Origin of the sequence: Bacteroides sp., from assembly GCF_029057325.1 — a bacterium.
Classification (GTDB): domain Bacteria; phylum Bacteroidota; class Bacteroidia; order Bacteroidales; family Bacteroidaceae; genus Bacteroides.
This window is the reverse complement of sequence record NZ_JAICZW010000020.1, coordinates 1-17,498: the sequence shown is the minus strand read 5'-3', so window position 1 is coordinate 17,498 and position 17,498 is coordinate 1. Positions and strand designations below refer to the sequence as shown.

Annotated in this window: 16 protein-coding genes; 6 read left to right on the top strand and 10 right to left on the bottom strand. The window is 46.9% G+C overall.

The annotated features are described in order from the left end of the window. A partial coding sequence (locus K2G43_RS01390; protein WP_300152771.1) for a RagB/SusD family nutrient uptake outer membrane protein occupies positions 1–407 on the top strand: 407 nt, incomplete at its 5' end. Positions 408–640: 233 nt separating this feature from the next. Here the strand turns inward: K2G43_RS01390 and K2G43_RS01385 are convergent. From K2G43_RS01385 to K2G43_RS01370, 4 genes are all read right to left on the bottom strand, one after another. After that, positions 641–2,116, bottom strand: coding sequence for an MFS transporter (locus K2G43_RS01385; protein ID WP_300152770.1), 1,476 nt, complete (start codon positions 2,114–2,116; stop codon positions 641–643). A gap of 156 nt (positions 2,117–2,272) precedes the next feature. Then, entirely contained in the window at positions 2,273–3,226 is a 954-nt protein-coding gene (gene kduI / locus K2G43_RS01380; RefSeq protein ID WP_297642242.1) for a 5-dehydro-4-deoxy-D-glucuronate isomerase, read from the bottom strand. A gap of 106 nt (positions 3,227–3,332) precedes the next feature. Continuing rightward, positions 3,333–4,700 (bottom strand): PTS transporter subunit IIC, encoded by a 1,368-nt coding sequence (locus tag K2G43_RS01375; RefSeq protein ID WP_297642243.1) that lies wholly within the window; start codon positions 4,698–4,700, stop codon positions 3,333–3,335. Between the two features lie 354 nt (positions 4,701–5,054). After that, positions 5,055–5,711, bottom strand: a complete 657-nt coding sequence (locus tag K2G43_RS01370; RefSeq protein WP_297642244.1) for an HAD family hydrolase — start codon at positions 5,709–5,711, stop codon at positions 5,055–5,057. Positions 5,712–5,942: 231 nt separating this feature from the next. On the opposite strand from K2G43_RS01370, the gene K2G43_RS01365 reads away from it, so the two are divergent. Together K2G43_RS01365 and K2G43_RS01360 are read left to right on the top strand one after the other, a co-directional pair. Next, a complete protein-coding gene (locus tag K2G43_RS01365; RefSeq protein ID WP_297642245.1) occupies positions 5,943–6,800 on the top strand; it encodes an enoyl-ACP reductase in 858 nt (285 codons plus the stop codon). Between the two features lie 2 nt (positions 6,801–6,802). Continuing rightward, positions 6,803–7,507 (top strand): SAM-dependent methyltransferase, encoded by a 705-nt coding sequence (locus K2G43_RS01360; protein WP_297642246.1) that lies wholly within the window; start codon positions 6,803–6,805, stop codon positions 7,505–7,507. On the opposite strand, the gene K2G43_RS01355 is transcribed toward K2G43_RS01360, so the two are convergent. From K2G43_RS01355 to K2G43_RS01345, 3 genes are all read right to left on the bottom strand, one after another. Further along, positions 7,473–8,585, bottom strand: a complete 1,113-nt coding sequence (locus K2G43_RS01355; RefSeq protein WP_300152769.1) for a hypothetical protein — start codon at positions 8,583–8,585, stop codon at positions 7,473–7,475. The genes K2G43_RS01360 and K2G43_RS01355 overlap by 35 nt on opposite strands. 59 nt (positions 8,586–8,644) lie before the next feature. Continuing rightward, a complete protein-coding gene (gene lipA / locus K2G43_RS01350) occupies positions 8,645–9,511 on the bottom strand; it encodes a lipoyl synthase (protein WP_297642248.1) in 867 nt (288 codons plus the stop codon). Positions 9,512–9,618: 107 nt separating this feature from the next. Continuing rightward, positions 9,619–11,829: a S9 family peptidase gene (locus tag K2G43_RS01345; protein ID WP_300152768.1), complete on the bottom strand. Its 2,211-nt coding sequence runs from the start codon at positions 11,827–11,829 to the stop codon at positions 9,619–9,621. A 416-nt stretch (positions 11,830–12,245) separates the two neighbouring features. Between K2G43_RS01345 and K2G43_RS01340 the strand changes: the two genes are divergently transcribed. The 3 genes from K2G43_RS01340 (at position 12,246) to K2G43_RS01330 (ending at position 14,205) form a co-directional block, all read left to right on the top strand. Continuing rightward, positions 12,246–13,406, top strand: a complete 1,161-nt coding sequence (locus K2G43_RS01340) for a DUF4221 family protein (RefSeq protein WP_297642250.1) — start codon at positions 12,246–12,248, stop codon at positions 13,404–13,406. A 404-nt stretch (positions 13,407–13,810) separates the two neighbouring features. Next, positions 13,811–14,008, top strand: a complete 198-nt coding sequence (locus tag K2G43_RS01335) for a hypothetical protein (RefSeq protein WP_297642251.1) — start codon at positions 13,811–13,813, stop codon at positions 14,006–14,008. Beyond that, the gene (locus K2G43_RS01330; protein WP_297642252.1) at positions 14,005–14,205 is read left to right on the top strand and encodes a hypothetical protein; all 201 of its coding nucleotides are present in this window, start codon (positions 14,005–14,007) and stop codon (positions 14,203–14,205) included. Before K2G43_RS01335 ends, K2G43_RS01330 begins: the two co-directional genes overlap by 4 nt. 359 nt (positions 14,206–14,564) lie before the next feature. On the opposite strand, the gene K2G43_RS01325 is transcribed toward K2G43_RS01330, so the two are convergent. The 3 genes from K2G43_RS01325 to K2G43_RS01315 form a co-directional block, all read right to left on the bottom strand. Further along, positions 14,565–15,560: an ATP-binding protein gene (locus tag K2G43_RS01325; protein ID WP_300152767.1), complete on the bottom strand. Its 996-nt coding sequence runs from the start codon at positions 15,558–15,560 to the stop codon at positions 14,565–14,567. Positions 15,561–15,574: 14 nt separating this feature from the next. Further along, complete coding sequence (locus tag K2G43_RS01320; protein ID WP_300152766.1) at positions 15,575–16,777, bottom strand: AAA family ATPase; 1,203 nt, start codon at positions 16,775–16,777, stop codon at positions 15,575–15,577. Positions 16,778–17,068: 291 nt separating this feature from the next. Continuing rightward, complete coding sequence (locus tag K2G43_RS01315) at positions 17,069–17,341, bottom strand: hypothetical protein (RefSeq protein WP_300152765.1); 273 nt, start codon at positions 17,339–17,341, stop codon at positions 17,069–17,071. Positions 17,342–17,498 lie beyond the last annotated feature (157 nt).

Here is a 17,498-nt window from a genome sequence, read left to right as displayed (position 1 = left end):
TTCGTCGTGAACGTATGAACGAACTTTTCAGTGAAGGACAACGTTTCGCGGATTTGATCCGTTGGCGTTCGTTCGACAATCTGATAACTAAAAAATGGATTCCCGAAGGTGTCAATTTCTGGGATAATCTTTATACATTATACGACGAAAAAGATATCAAGGCGGACGGTACATCGGATGCTGTTGTATCCGGCAAGGAACAAGGTAAATACCTGCGTCCTTACAGCCGCAACCTGGAAAGCAGCAACGAATTGCGTGATGGTTACAACTGGCATGAGGCCTATTATTTGTATCCGATAGGAATTAGTGATATACGTACCGCTTCTTCTGACCGCGATATAGAAAATAGTAATATGTATCAGAATGTAAACTGGCCTACTGAAGCAGGCGGACATGCTGAAAAATAATGTTCTGAGTCGATAAAGACTCCATTTTTAAGGTAATATCCAATATCTCAAAAGGGCAAAGAGTTCGGGAGAATTCTTTGCCCTTCTTCGTATATCGGGAAGTTTGAGAAAGCATTGTTTTGAGAGGATACTCCTTTGTTGTGGAAGTTGAAACCGAAGAAAGTATGATTCTTAGTTTCAAGCACAGCCGGAATCGCTTCTTTGCGGATGATTCCGGCTGTTTTTTCATTCCATCAATCTAGCACAATCGGTTTGTATTTCGGTACCAGCGCCTTCATGATGCACCACCCTATCAGATAGGAGACTGCACAGATGCAGAAGATGATGAAGTAGCCGGCGGGCTTGCCTTGGAACCCGAAGAACACCATTTGGGTCTTTTCGGCATAGTCGAACAGCAGGCCGGAGCTCATGTTGATGAGGGAGGAGCTGATGCTGCCGGCCATGCCGCCGATGCCGACAATGGTGGCGATGGCACTTTTGGGAAACATGTCGCCTACCACGGAATAGATGTTTGCCGACCAAGATTGGTGGGCGGCTCCGGTAATGCCGATGATGATGATGGGATACCAGTAAGAGTAGTTGCCCAATGGTTGTGCGAATAGTGCCAACAACGGGAACAGCGCGAAGATGAACATGGCCTGCATGCGTGCGGCGTATGGATTTTTTCCGGTTCTGTTAATGATGATGGTGGGCAGTTTTCCGCCATAGATGGACAACATGGTGATGGCATAGAGAACGAAGAGAAGCATTTGCGCCGTGGAACTGTCGGAGGAGAATCCGTAAACGTCCTTCACATAGGCGGGTGCCCAAAAGAGGAAGAACCACCATACGCCGTCTGTCATGAACTTGCCGAAGAATACGGCCCATGTTTGCGGGTACTTGAAGCATTGCAGGAAGGTGAGGCCCTTTTCCTCTGTTGCTGTCGGGGCGGGACTTCCTGTTGCTGTCGTTTCGTGGAATTTATCTTGTTCGATGTACGCCAGTTCGGCGGCGTTTACGTGTGGATTCTCATGAGGCTTCTTGTATATGAATTGCCACAATCCCATCCAGACGAACCCCAGACCGCCGATGACGATGAAGGCCATTTCCCACCCGTTGCCTGCGCCCATGCGTTGGAAATAGCGTGCCACGGTAGGGATGCACAAAGGAGCTATCAGCGCTCCGATGGTGGAACCGGCATTGAAGATGGAAGTGGCGAAAGCGCGGTCTTTCTTGGGAAAGTATTCGGCGGTTACCTTGATGGCGGCGGGGAAGTTTCCGGCTTCACCGATAGCCAAGATGATGCGGGCGGCGATGAAATAGTAAACGCTGGTGATGGCGATGGTGGATGCCAGCGCTCCGGTGGCGCCAATCAGGTGGGCGGTCGTGTCAATGCCGAGGGTCACTTCTGTGGCATAGCCGCAGATGGCATGCAGGCAGGCGCCGACAGACCATACGCCAATGGCCCATAAATATCCTTTTTTTGTTCCCATCCAGTCAATGAAGCGTCCGGCAAACAGGTTGCCTATGGCATAGACGAGGGTGAAGATGGCTGTGATGTAGCCGTAGTGTGTGTCTGTCCAGTGAAATTCCGGTGCGATGAAATCTTTCCAAGTCAGCGACAGGACTTGGCGGTCGAGGTAGTTGACGGTAGTTGCGAAAAAGAGCATGGCGCAGATTATCCAGCGGAAACTGCTCATTTGATTCGGTGTGTTTGGTGATGTACTCATGATAACAGATTTATAATTGGCTGCAAATTATAGAAGGTTGCAGGTTACTTGCGGTGCGATAATTGGTAAAAAAGGTTTGTGAAATGACAAAATGAGGATATGCCAAAAATAGAGATAGATTTGACACATCCTCATCAGATGTTTTGGGGACGATTGTTATTTCATATCAATGTATTTGATTTCGTCCTTGTCGCTGTACTTCAGGTTCTCACCGCCCATACCCCAAATGAAGGTATAGTTGCTGGTACCGGCAGCGGCGTGGATGGACCATTCGGGAGAAGTGATGGCCTGTTCGTTATGCAGCCATACCAGACGCTCTTCTTGCGGTTCGCCCATCAGGTGGCAGATGGCGTTGCCCGGCTTCAGGTTGAAGTAGTAGTAAGCTTCCATACGGCGTGTGTGAGTATGGGCGGGCATCGTGTTCCATACAGAACCGGGAGCCAGTTCTGTCAGGCCCATTTGCAATTGGTTGGTACCGCCGTCTTTCACTCTTTCCAGCACATCTTTTACTATCAGCTGGTTCACAACCCGGTCGTTGCTGTCTTCCATCTTGCCATAGTGGTCGGAGATGCCCAAGGCATATTTCTTAGGATTTGCCTTTTGAAGCTTGGCGTCGGTTGTAATCAATTGTGTTACAAAAGGCTTGTAGGCAGGTGCCGAGTTGATGTAGAACTTGGCAGGATTGGCGGCATCGTTGCTCTTGAAGGTGACTTCCTTGTTGCCGCAGCCTACGTAGAGCGCTTCTTTGTATCTCATGGGGTACTCTTTGCCATCTACGGTAACCACTCCGTCACCGCCTGTATTGATGACACCCAGTTCGCGGCGTTCAAGGAAGTAAGTGATTTCGGGTCCCAGCTCACGGAATATTTCCAGCTTCAGTGTCTTGTTCACCGGCATGGCACCACCGTAAATCAGGCGGTCGTAGAGCGTGTAAGTCAGGTTGATTTCATCTGCTGCCATCACTTTGTCCATCATGAAACGGCTGCGCAGCAGTTCCGTGTCATAGTGTTTCACGTCCTGCGGATGGCAGGCTGTCTGCACTTTGTAGTTCACTTGGGCATTGGCCGTTAAGGTGGCGCCCAACATCAGGGCAATTGCTAATTTCTTCATTTTCGATATAAACTTTAAGTATTGATTGTTTTCTTGTATTCTTCTCAACGTCTCAACTCGTCAACTGTCAACTATCCACTCGTCAACTTGTCCACTTGTCCACTTGTCAACTAACTTTAGCCGCCTTCTCGCTGCGGATGATGGCGCGGCGATTGATGAACATCAGTGCGGCAGCCACTAAAGTCAGCAAGGCGGCGCCCACATACGAAAGTTTGATGCCTCTATAGATGGCCCATCCGAAGAAAGAGGACGCAAAGTCGAGTGCACCTCCGCTGAATCCTTCGGGAATGCGTGCTGTCGGGTCTTTGGTGGCTTCATATACCTCGTTGGCGGCCAATGTAAAGTCGGGTGCCATGTCTGTTACGAAGTATAAGCCGATAATCAGGGTGACAAGGCCGATGAGCAACGTCTTCAGCACGTTGCCTTTGGTGAAAGGCAATACCATGGGGAACAAGTAGAACATACCGGCCAGGGATGCCAACGGCAGGAACTGGTTGCCCGGAAGGAATACCGCCAATGCCAGGATGACCGGAATCAGGATTACCGATGCTACCAACGTGGCGGGATGTCCGATGACCAGGGCGGGACTCATGCCGATGTGTACTTTCTTGCCGTTGAATTTGGATTTCACCAGTTCGGAGGTCTTTTCGGAAATGGGTTTCAGTCCTTCGATGAATAGGGAGGTGATGCGGGGTATCAGTTCCATGACAGCTCCCATCGTGATGCCTAAGAAGAGGATTTTCTTGATGTCCAGCCGGGCCGCCCATCCAATCAGCATGCCTACAATGACACCTAATACCAGTGGTTCGCCAATCACGCCGAATTTCTTCTTCATGCCTTCGGCGTCAATATCCAATTTGGAGAAACCGGGAATCTTGTCTAACGCCTTGTTGATGAGGATGGCGAAGGGCATAAAGCTCTGGCAGAAAGGTTGGGGAATGGAGATGCCGTCCAGATTATAGTACTTCTGGAACTTATCGGCGGTGAGGTCGGCGCAAACCAGCGTGATGACATAGCAGATGATGGCTGCGAAGTAGCCCCATGCCAGATTCTCGCCGGTAACGAAATAGGCTACGGCTCCGATGAATGCAAAGTGCCAGTAGTTCCACAAGTCGATATTGACTGTGCGTGTAGTCTTCGTGATAAGCATCAGAAGGTTGATTCCTAAACATATCGGTATGATCAGTGCGCCTACGGCTGTGTTGTATGCTACGGCAGCTGCGGCGGGCCATCCCATGTCGAATACGTTCAGCTGCAATTCATAGATTTCGGATATAGCCTTCAGGGGGCTGTCAAAGTTGGTGGTCAATAACGCTGTGACAACACCCAAGCCTACGAAACCGACTCCGACAAAGAGTCCTGATTTCAGTGCTTTGCTAAATTTCATTCCAATACACATGCCAATGATTGTAAAGATTATTGGCATCATTACCGACGCTCCTAAAGCGATGATGTAACTGAAAATTTGTCCCATTCTCTTCTGATTTATTCTATTAATTGATAATGTTTTTGCAATAGCATGATTAAAACAGCGTCAAAATTAAGACCTTTTCCCAATTAATCAAACTTGAAAAGTATAATTATTGGTAATTGGGGCGATTTTATATAAAATAGCTGTTATCGTGCACAAAAATGCTCGTTTTCGCACACGAAAGCGAAAAATGTACCTTCTTTATGTTGAAAAAGAACGCTTTTTCTGTTGGAATGGACTGCTTGGTTTCATGCGGAGTGGGGCTGGTACTAAAAAAATGGGATGCTTTTACCATAAAGCATCCCATTTGTAAAATTATTATATCGTTTGTGCGGGTGGTGGAGAGTGGTGGCTTACTTAGTCCGTCATGGCTATTTCGGCAATCGCGCTTGCGCTGCTTACGATGTGGGCCGGATAACAAACTTCCAGTTCGGTGCGCGGGCGGAATCCCCAAGTCACTCCGCAGGCGGTCACTTTTGCGTTGGCGGCTGTCTGCATGTCCACTCCGGAGTCGCCTACATACAAGACGTCCTCTTTGGTTGTTCCGGCTATTTCCAATATGTCTTGCACAATGGTGGGGTCGGGCTTCACGTTGATGCCTTCGCGTTGTCCGAATACGGCGGTGAATCGGATGTTGGGGAAGTAGTGGGCAATCAGCTTTTCGGTGGCGGCCTGATACTTGTTGGAGGCCACGGCAAGTTGTATGCCTTCTTCCTGCAGTTGGTTCAGCAGTTCGGGTATGCCCGGGTAGGGGCGGCTCTTGTCGGCGTTGTGCTGGTTGTAGTAGGGGATAAACTCCCGGCGGACACGCAAGACGTTCTCTTCCGTCTTTTCTCCTTCGGGGAGCGCGCGTTCAAAGAGCTTGTTGATGCCATTGCCCACCATGAAGTTGTAAGCCTCTTCCGGGTGAGTGGGGTAGCCTAATGCTTGCAAGGCGTGGTTGGTGCATTGTGCCAAATCGGCAATTGTATTCAGTAGGGTTCCGTCTAAATCGAATATTACCAGTTTTTTCATTTCCGTTCTTTTTTAGGGGATGTTGCTTGATGCAAAGATATTGCTTTTTGTCCGATTTATAGGTAAGACGGCACCGGTTTTTAGCTCATCCGATATTTGGAGTGATTGAAGAGAAATTAAGCAGGCTCTTCGTTTGTTTTTTGAATTTTAGGTGAAAACTTTCTATCTTTGCGCCTCAAAAATCGGTCTGCAGGGTAAAGATCCTTGTGGACTCTTAAATATAAAATAGGTATGAGTTACAATTTGTTGAAAGGAAAAAGAGGAATTATCTTCGGTGCTCTGAACGAGCAGTCCATTGCCTGGAAAGTAGCAGAAAAAGCAGTAGAAGAGGGTGCTACCATCACCCTGTCGAATACACCGGTTGCCGTGCGCATGGGCGAAGTGTCCGCGCTGGCCGAGAAGTTGAACTGCGAGGTTATCCCTGCCGATGCTACCAGTGTAGAAGATTTGGAGAACGTGTTCAAGCGTTCCATGGAGGTGCTGGGCGGTCCGGTGGACTTCGTGTTACACTCCATCGGCATGTCTCCCAATGTGCGCAAGAAACGCACTTACGATGACCTGGATTACGATATGTTGGGAAAAACGCTGGACATCTCCGCTGTCTCTTTCCACAAGATGATACAGGCCGCCAAGAAGCTGGATGCCATTGCCGATTACGGTTCTATCCTGGCTTTGAGTTACGTGGCTGCACAGCGTACGTTCTACGGTTACAACGACATGGCGGATGCCAAGGCGCTGTTGGAGTCCATAGCGCGTAGCTTTGGATATATTTACGGACGCGAGCACCATGTACGTGTCAATACCATTTCCCAGTCTCCTACCATGACTACTGCCGGTTCCGGCGTGAAGGGTATGGACAAGTTGTTCGACTTTGCCAACCGCATGTCTCCGTTAGGTAACGCATCAGCAGACGAGTGCGCCGACTACTGCATCGTCATGTTCTCTGATCTCACCCGCAAAGTCACCATGCAGAACCTGTATCACGACGGAGGTTTCTCCAGCGTGGGTATGAGTCTTCGTGCCATGGCTACATACGAGAAAGGTTTGGATGAGTATAAAGACGAAAACGGACACATCATTTACGGCTAATAATGGAATCAGCGCTTTATCTTTTGCCCGTTACGCTGGGCGATACGCCGGTTGAAACGGTGTTGCCTTCTTATAATAAGGAAATAATAGAGGGAATCCGCCATTTTATCGTGGAGGATGTGCGCTCTGCGCGACGATTCCTGAAGAAAGTGAATCGGGAGATAGATATCAATGCGCTGACTTTCTATCCACTGAACAAACATACATCGCCCGAAGCCATCTCCGGCTATTTGAAGCCGTTGCTGGCGGGCGATTCGATGGGGGTCATCTCCGAGGCGGGTTGTCCGGCTGTGGCAGATCCGGGAGCGGATGTGGTGGCCATAGCCCAGCGGAAAGGGCTGCGGGTGATTCCCCTGGTGGGACCCTCTTCCATCATCTTGTCCGTCATGGGATCCGGCTTCAACGGGCAGAGCTTTGCATTCCATGGATACCTTCCCATAGAGCCGGCGGAACGTGCCAAGAAGCTGAAAATGCTGGAGCAACGTGTTTACAACGAGCATCAGACCCAACTCTTCATAGAGACCCCCTATCGCAACAACAAGATGGTAGAAGACATCCTTCACAATTGCCGGCCGCAGACCAAATTGTGCATTGCCGCCAACATCACTTGCGAAGGCGAATATATCAAGACCAAAACGGTGAAAGAGTGGCAGGGCGCTGTGCCGGACTTGTCTAAGATTCCTTGTATTTTTCTCTTGTATAAATAATCGTCTTCAGTTGCTCAAATTCCAGTTCCAGGCTGTCGCTGAAAAAGCCTTTTCCCAAATTGTGCTCTATCTGTCGGAGTGTCCACAACTTCCCGTTTGCAAAGTTTTGTAAGAGGGAGTCATCTTTCAAGTCGAGGGTGAAGAGATAGACCAATCGATTGGTGGATTTGTTTTTAACATGATGCATGAAGTTGAAGCACAACTCTTCTGGCGCTACGGTGGGGAGCGTGTGTCTTAATATCCGTTGTACGCCTTCTTGCAGGTTCTCTCCATAGATTAAATAGTCTTCTATCAGCAGGTCTGTTTTCTCTCTTTTTTTCGGATTGTATCCGGAGCGGGGCCGAAGGAACAGCATGCCGTGCGAAACAACGGCAATCCTGACCACCGGATAGATGTAGGCGTTCTTCCGGCCCACGGTTTCCGAGGCGATGGCTTTCCCGATGACTTCTCCTTTGATATTGACAATCGGAACAAACTGCATTTGGTTCATGACGGTGTTAAAGTAGGAGATGCCGAACTGGTTGAATAGAATGCTTGCGATGAAGACAAGGGGCGGCGCTATATGGAACAGTATGTAGCAGGTGGTATCTCCCAATGGATGGCTGAGCAGAATCGAACATAAGATAATCAAGAGGTGTAGCAGGCTCATGATTAATACGACTCGGGCGGAGACGATGGTTGCCTCTGCTCCTTGGGCGAATCTTCGTTTGCAGCATGATTGTGTGGGTGAAGTCTGCCGTTTCAGAAAACTGTTCCGATGATGGTATAGGATGAACGGGGGGATGAGGACGCAGATTTCCTGCACGAATGGAAATGACATGTAGGGATGATAGTTGTTCAGAATCAGTGTCATGACCGATAGCAGAAGAAGCATTCCGGTGGTGCAATACAGCAGGATGGGCGGAATGTACGTCTTCTTGTTCCGCATGGAATGCAGGCTGAGCAGGACACCGGTTCCTGCACCTATGCAGATGGCTATGTCTTGCGCTATAAGTTCGCTTAAGAGAATGGATAGTATGACCGGAACGAATCCCAGTGACATGTTGAATTTGGATGATAGTACTTTCTGTTGGATCATTATGCGTATTTTAATTTTGCCGTTTTCATCCTAAACAACCGGGAGAGGCGAAATGTTTTCTATTTCGCCTCTTTTTTTTGTATCAGGTGTATCTGCTTCTCCGCATGATAGGAAGAACGTACCAAAGGGGCGCTTTCCACTTGCCGGAATCCCTTCTGCAATCCCATTTCTTTGTAAAGCGCAAATTGTTCGGGGGTGATGTAGGCCGCTACCGGATAATGTTTGTGCGTGGGTTGCAGATATTGTCCGATGGTCAGGATGTGGCAATCCGCTTTGCGCAGGTCGTCCATCAGTTCCTCCACCTCTTCCGATGTCTCGCCCAGTCCCACCATGATGCCGGATTTGGTAGTGGTGTTGCTTTGGGATATTTGTCGCAACACCTCCAGGCTGGTTTCATATTTGGCGGCGCTGCGTACCAACGGACTGATGCGGCGCACGGTCTCCATGTTGTGCGAAATGATTTCCGGCTGTGCCTCTATGACTTGGGCCACGAGTTCCTTCCTGCCTTGGAAGTCGGGTATCAGCACTTCTACGGTTGTTTCCGGATTGAGGCGTTTTATCTCTTGAATGGTCCGTACCCAGTGGGATGCGCCCAAGTCGGGAAGGTCGTCACGGTCAACTGAGGTGATGACTGCATGCGACAGTTTCATCAATGCAATGGATTCTGCCACGTGTGTCGGTTCGTCCCTATCCAGTGGCAGTGGCCTGCCGGTCTGTGTGTTACAGAATTTGCAGCTGCGGGTGCATATATTGCCCCCGATCATAAAGGTGGCAGTGCCTTTTCCCCAGCATTCTCCCATATTGGGGCAGCGTCCGCTGCTGCAAATGGTGTGGAGGCAGTGCGATTCTACGATTCGTTTGGTTTCGGTATATCGTTCGTTGGCTCCGATGCTTATCTTGAGCCATTCAGGTTTTCTTACTCGCATAGGTTAGTTGATAGTTGATAAATAATAGTTGATAATTGACAGTTGATAATTGCAGGACTAATTCTCAACCATCAACTATCAATTCTCAACTATCCAATCATCAATTGTTAAAGGTTCTGTTTAAAGAAGTTTGTCAGTTTCGTATATAAGTGCAGACGGGTATTTCCTCCGTAGATGCCGTGGTCGCGGTTGGTATATACCTGCATGTCGAACTGCTTGCCGATCTGTACGAGGTGTTCGGCATATTCGGCACAATTCTGGAAGTGTACGTTGTCATCCGTCATACCGTGTATCAGCAGCAGATTGCCGTGCAACTTGTCGGCGCGGGTGAAGCAGGAGGTGGCTTTATAGCCTTCGGCATTCTCCTTCGGAGTGCGCATGAAGCGTTCGCCATAAACGGTGTCGTAGTAGTTCCAGTCGGTGACGGCGGCTACAGCGGCTCCTGCCTTGAATACCGGCCTTCCTTCGCTCATACTCATGATGGTCATGTAGCCGCCGAAGCTCCAGCCCCAGATGCCGATGCGGCTCTTGTCCACATACGGCTGGCTGCCTATATAGAGGGCGGTCTCCACTTGGTCTTTCGCCTCCTTGACACCCAGGTTCAGATAGGTGCATTTGGTGAATTCGGCGCCGCGTCCTCCGGTTCCCCGTCCGTCCACACAGACCACGATGTAGCCTTGCGAAGCCATATAGGTCTCCCAGCTTACGCCGAATCTATCGACTACTTGCTGTGAGCCGGGACCGCTGTACTGGAACATCAGTGCCGGATATTTCTTGTTTGCCGAGAAGTCGGCCGGTTTCATCATCCAGCCGTTCAGGGTGATTCCTTCGGAAGTTTGGAAGGTGAAGAACTCTTTTTGAGGCATGGCATATCCGCTGAGGGTCTGCTTCAGTGCCGCGTTGTCCACCAGGGTGGTCAATGTTTTGCCCATGTTGTCGTTCAGGGTGATGACGGTCGGCGTGTCCAGGCTGGTATAGCGGTTCATGTAGTACTTCATGTTGGTGCTGAACTGTGCGCTGTTGGTTCCTGTTTGTGACGACAATTTGATTTTCCGTCCTTTGCGGTCCACCTTGTAGATGGCGCTGCGCATCGGGCTTTCCTCGTTGCTGCTGAAATAGAAGCTGCCCTCTTCAGGAGCGTAACCGTAGAACTGCTGTACTTCATAGTTTCCGGCTGTCACCTGTTTCAGCAAGTTTCCGCCTATGCTATACCAATAGAGGTGGCTGTAGCCGCTTTTCTCGCTGACGAAGCTGAAATTTTCCGGATAGAAGAGGATGTTGTCAAACACGCTTTCCTGAATATAGGTGTCGCTTTCGTCACGCAGAATCAGCTTTGCCACGGTGCTGCGCGGGTCGGCAAAGTAGAGGTCGAAGCGGTTCTGATGGCGGTTCAAGGTCATGATGGCAAGTTTGTTCGGGTCTTGAGTGAAGCGGATGCGGGGAATGTAGCCGTCCGCGTCGAGTGGCACGTTTATCTTGCGCGTCACTTTGGACTTGATGTCGAAGGTATGTACCGATACTTTGGAATTCACCTCTCCCGTTTTCGGATATTTGTAGGTATATTCTCCCGGATACTTTTCGAAGGCGGCGATGTGTGGAGCCTGTCCGGCGAAGAGCGGGAAAGAGTAGGAGGGTACGTCCTTCTCGTCGAAGCGGATGAAGGCCAGCATCTGTCCGTCGGCGCTGAACTCCAGCGCACGGTTGAAAGAGAATTCCTCTTCATACACCCAGTCGGGAATGCCGTTCAGCACTTCGTTCCGTTTTCCGTCTTCCGTCACCTGGCTTTCGCTGTTGCCGTAGAGCAGTTTCACGAGGAAGATGTTGTTGTTGCGCACAAAAGCCACCATGTTTCCGTCCGGTGAGAAGACGGGTACTTGTTGCGGGCCGCCATCCGAAAGCTTTTCCACAACGTTGTTTATCTTACCGTCCAGATTGCGCTTCAGGCTGTAGAGGTAGTGCACGGCGGTATAGGAACGGCGATAGATGGGAGTTGTCTCCGTGGCGATGAGCAGTTTGCCGCCGTCCGGCGAGAAACTGTAGCTGTCGAATCTCTTGAACGTGCATTCGCGTGCGGTGGCGGCGTCAAACAATACTTCTACCTGTTTTCCGGTTTTGAAGGAGTACTTGATGATTTGTGTCCGTTCGGCGTTCATTTGCGAATAGTGCTCGCCGTCACCCGGGATGGGGATGACGCCGTAGATGCCTTGGGGCGTGAATTTGCCCGATACGATTTCTTTCAGGTCGAGAGCCTTTCCGCCTTGGGCAAGTGCTGCCAATGTGCAGAGGCAGAGCAAAAATGTGATGCTTATCTGTTTCATAGTTTTTATTGATTGTTTTCCTTGATATTTGTTATGGGGAACAAATATACGACAAAGTGGGGATTTCCCGAAACGATAGGCTGATTTTATTGTGCAGTCAGCCCGGCCTCACTTGTAGGAGTTAAAGAAGTTAGAGCCGATACTCTTGTGTAGGATGCCGTTGTGAAGTATCATAACGTATTCATTTTTCAATGTAGTGATGCACCCCGTTGCATCCGAAATGCCAGCCGATGGCATGCAAATAAGCGGCTGCACCAAGGTACAGCCCTACAAAGCTGTTGAATTTCAATCAGGTAAAATAGCTGAATAGTTACTTTAATTCCGCCAACAAGTTAATATTCACAAATTATCGAATGTTTATGGGTGCTTTTCATTAACTTTACCGACTATTCAAACCCCAAAAAGAGGTGTAAAATATGGAAAAGAAAATTCTGTCTGCGGCATTGGCTGCTTTACTGCTTTGTCTTTGCCTATCATGCGGCAATGAGAGGAAAAACACAAATTCGCATTTGTATAGTTTGGAAGCGACGGGAAAGGTTAAGCGCTTTGAATTGGATTCAGATGTGCGATATAACGCTTTCTATCTCTACACGTTTCGTGATGACAAGGGTAAGGAATATCTCTCTTTTCTGAATTATCGTACAAATCAGATTCTGTTTTATGATTTTGAAACAAGTGGTTTCCTTTTCAAAATGAATCTGAAAGCCGAAGGGCCTGACGGAGTGGTCCAGCCTACAGGACTCTATGTGAAAGACTTGAATAATATCTATGTCTCTTCTTATGCTTATGAAGGATTGATAAAGGTTGATACAGCTTGCAAGATTGTTCAGAAGATACCTTATGGCACTACAAGCAGTGGATATAAAGTGCTTCCGTCCTATACGCCGTCTTCTCATCCATATATCCCTCCTGTTATGATAGATGGTAAGTTGTGTATAACGCAACCTGACGTGCCCCATTTTCATCCGGTAGCGGAGACACCCCTCAGTGTGGCGATAGACACGGTCCGGAAAACATGCGAAGGATTCCCGTTGACTTATGCCATCCTGACGAAAGAAGAATTGGGAGCCAACGACAGCCGCTTCAGCCGTATATACAACGGGAAAGAGTTTGTTTACTCTTTTTATGCAAGTGAAGACATCATCGTGGCATCAACCGATCATTCCGATATCAAAAGAGTGAAGGTAAAAAGTGAATATATCGATTGCCCGACAATGGAACAGGAAACCACGGAAAAAGGTCCGAAACTCAATCTTGAATTGGCGCGTTATGGCGATTTGTTATACGATTCATATCGGGATGTTTACTACCGTTTTGCATATCCTAAAGTGGAACTGGAGGACGATATCCAATGGTGGGGAAAAGCTGTTTATGGCAGGAAGAAATTCTCTGTGATTATTCTGGATAAGGATTTCAACATCATAGGAGAGACGTTGTTCCCGGAAGCTGTTTACAATTCTTATGTGTTCTTTGTTCATAAGGACGGACTTTACATCAGTCGTGATTATCAGATGCTCTATGGTGATTCGGAAGATGATATGACTTTTGAATTGTTTAATCTTACAGAAAAGAAATAGAAGCTCTTTTATATATGGCATTTCAGATTCGGCTTGATTCTTTTTACTCTTAAAAGAGAAGGCGAAAAAGAAAAAAAGACAGAAAGCTTGTTTGGACACAATCCCTTGACTCTAATAGACTATTTCACATGATACTGATTATAAGTATATTTATTCTTTTTGTTCTTTCCGCATGCGGTGGTAAAGATGATTCTATATTTTCGGATTTTCCGCGGACAATTGGTTTGCAGGTGGCTTGATTCTTTAGATTTGGAGAAGATGGATTTTTAAATCCGCATTATATTCACTATAAGGACAGCTTCCTGATTTTTCATAGTATGACCGGCGGTCGGGAGTTGAATTTTTGGAATCTGCGGACCAATCTTGTTACAGTCCGCCATGTCATAGGGCAGGGTGCGGATGAGATGCCCCGATATGTTGTAGCCCGTACAGACAATCCGACTTCTTTCCGTTTTGCAGATTATAGGTGTGGAAAGATATATGAGATGGATTTGGATAGGTTGCAGAAAGACACGGCTACCGGACATTCATTGGTTTATCAACTGCCGATATCGCTTCCGATGAACGCTTCGTATATGCGCTCTATTCAGGAAAGAATGTGAAAGAAAGCGATGCTGATGCTTACAATTGTCCGCATTTGTTGGTCTATGATTGGGAAGGTAATCCGGTAGCTCATTGCTTGTTGTCCAAATCACTGTATGGTTTTAGCCTTGGAAATGGTATGCTGTATGGTTTAAGTCGGGAGGTTAACCCTATTGTTTATGTTTATTCGTTAAAAGAACTGTTGCAAACAAAATGAAATCAGGGCAACCGCGTAAAGTAACGTGAGTTCGATATAAGGAAGCTATCATGCCGCATGGTAATTGGAGGTGTGTCAGAACGAAAAGGAACCGACATAATGATAGATTTTAGGCACGGAATTACACGGATTAATCAAGAAGAAAACCGTGTAAATCCGTGCAATCCGTGCCTAAAAGAAAGTGAGATGCATGCTTTGATACACCTACAGCCCAACAGGCTGGGTGCTATCGCTTATATCGAACTCACGTTAAAGCAGTGGAGACCTGCTCCCAAAGGAAGGTCTTTATGTCTGCGGTTGCCCTGATTTTATCGCTGTCCGCTGTGGCGGGACTTTTTTCGCCCTTCCATTCTGTCTGACTATATGATATTATGTTGTAACCACAATTTGAAGAGAGGATCCATGATGGAATAGATGCCTCCTCTGGCGGTTTTCGCTTCCTTTTTGATTGTTTTTTGGTCGGTCATCAATTTCAAGTAAGGAGAAATTCTGCTATTTTCCTGTTTGGTCCTTTCTCGTATTTCGGCCAGGTTGAGCCCGGCATCAGCTTGGGCTAATGCGGACAATAGCCTTTGGACCTGTATGGTTGAAGTGTCAAATTTTTCTTGATAATGGGAATAGAAATAATCTGATAGAAAAGCGAGGTCTTTTCCTGTATCGTTAGATTTTTCTAAAATCTCAATCGCTATAAACATGGAGCGGATTGTTTTTGGCAAATGCGACATTATTTTCTCTAAACGGGCGACATCGTATTGCTTATCGATTATATTAGCGGCAGTGGACATACTGATAGGCTTAAAATAAGTAATCTTAAAACCATCAAAAAAGGCTGCGTTGTATTCGGTAAAGGCTGTCAGTACTTTTTCGGAAGATGCTATCAGCATGGGTGCTCCGGCTCTGTTTAGTTTCCCTCTTAATCCATATTGTTCCGTATTATCCGTGCGGTTAAAGTAGTATTGGATGTTGTCGATAAGCAATACAATGCGTTTCAAGTTGCGTTCTTGCCATTCTAAAAGATTATTAAAACACTCTTTCCCGCATTCTATGTCTAAGAGCGAGGCACATTGATTCCAAATATCATCTGTAGAGTACAATGATTTTCCTTCCATGACGATTGGGTGTAAAGTCTTATTCATATCTTTCTCAATTGTGCCATATAGCCTTTTTATCAAAAAGGTTTTTCCACACCCGGCCTCACCGACAATAAGATGCGGTTGAGCTGTCTTTGTCATATCTTCTCTCAAAAGAGAATTCATCAATAAAGCATATACATCTTCATTGATGGCAAGAACATTATCAGCCTCTGGATGCTTGGATAATAATGTTTCATGTAGTATTGGAATTTCTGTTCGCATCAATATCGTTTTTGTCACTGTACGAATTTGTTGTACCAATAATCTTTAAGCAGAGGAGAACGGAACGCTCTGATAGAACCTTTCTTTAGGATATATCCGTCGTTTTCTAGCATTTCCAATACTTTGCTTAAAGTATAATCTGTGTTTTCTTTCATTGATACCTCTTTACCGGTCATAAGAACATCAAGTATCATGCTGCGCTCCATTCCTTCAGGTTGGGTAGAAAGTGATTTTAGAATCTGGCGGGCCGGCACTTCGTATTCCCGATACTCTGATAAACGCTCTGACCAAGTGCTGAGGTAGCTTTCAGAACATAGTTGGTGATATGCCGCATCTATATTCTCTCGTGTTATTTCACCGTCATGCTCTTCTGCCAATTTTGAGAATATAACCTGAATAAAATAAGGGATGTTCCAATGTAATTTATCCAAAGTGTAATAGACAAGATCCTCGCTTATAGTCATGCTTTCAGAACGGCACAATCCTGTAAGCAAGCCAATAGCTTCTTCTCGTGTGAGTTCATCCAAACTGAGTTCGGCCAAATCATTAATACTATAGCCAAGATTCAGTGCTGATGTGAAATTTCTCAAACCTACTGAACCGCAGAATAGCCACCTTACTTTGGTGTTATTTACTTGCCTGAGGCTTCTAAGCCAATTGAGAATAAAGGCGATTTTATCCGTTCCGTTATCACTTCTATTTAAGTTGCCAAGAAAAAGAGTCAATTCATCTATTACAATAAAAGTGTCTTCCTCATGTTTGATACACTCTTTCAGATTTTTGTATAAATCCTCTTGCTCTTCTTTTTTGCCTATATTGAAGTCAACAGGTCCTATCGAAATTTTTTCGATTTTATCAAGAACCGATGCCAACCTTTTAGGCATCCCTTCTGCAGGTTGTTTCCAAATGCCACTGTTTCTGAATGTCTCAATCAATAAGCGAAGAAAACCTTCTTCTGTTGTAGTCTCTTCGAGGTCGATATAAACACAAATCCAACCGTCTTTTTGTTTCTCTTCGATCAATCGTTTGGCCAACGATGATTTTCCGATACGGCGTGGGGCCGACAACAATAATGAGTGATTTGTGTCAAGCAATCTGTTTGCTTGGCGGATCTCTTTTTCTCTGCCGAAGAAATCTTCGCCTTCTACCGGTGGCCCAATCTTATTTGATATGCACATGTTTGTAAATTGTTTGATGGTGATAAAATCATGTTGCAAAGATACGGTTTTCTTAGTTATAGAAAAAACTTTCTATAGAAAAACTCTTCTATAGAAAAAAACTTCTATAACCCTTTCCCTGTTTTCGGCACTTTTTTTAATAACCTGAGTCTCCTGGAGGTGTGTCAAAACGAAAAGGAACCGACATCATGATATCATTTAGGCACGGATTACACGGATTTTACGGATTAATCAAGAAGAAAACCGTGTAAATCCGTGTAATCCGTGCCTAAAAGAAAGTGAGATGCATGCTTTGATACACCTACTGCCCAACGGGCGGGGTGCTATCGCTTATATCGAACTCACGTTATTTACGTTTTCCGATGGAGGTGGAATTTTCAATCCCCGCTCCTTACCTGCTTCTTGTCCCATCCTGCTTTTCTCCCTGTCCATAGCGACGGAACATACAAGGAGCAGGTAGGGAGCAGGTAGGGAGCGGGTAGGGAGCAGATACAATCGGTCGTTGCAAGGAGGCGGGTGTGTCGGCCGTGGCTCCCGAACCGGTTTATAAACCGATAACTCCCCTTTCACTCCTGTCATTCCTCCGGAAGGAATACTAATCATAAATGTTTACACGAAATATCCCCTCCCCCCCAAAAAACGTTTTTCTCTGTCCTTCCGGTCCGCGTCTTGTTCGCCCCTTGTCTGCTCCGTAGTTTCTTCGGTGTTTCTTCGGACGTTCTTCGGACATTCTTCGGTCCTAGGGAGTGGAGTTTGTCCG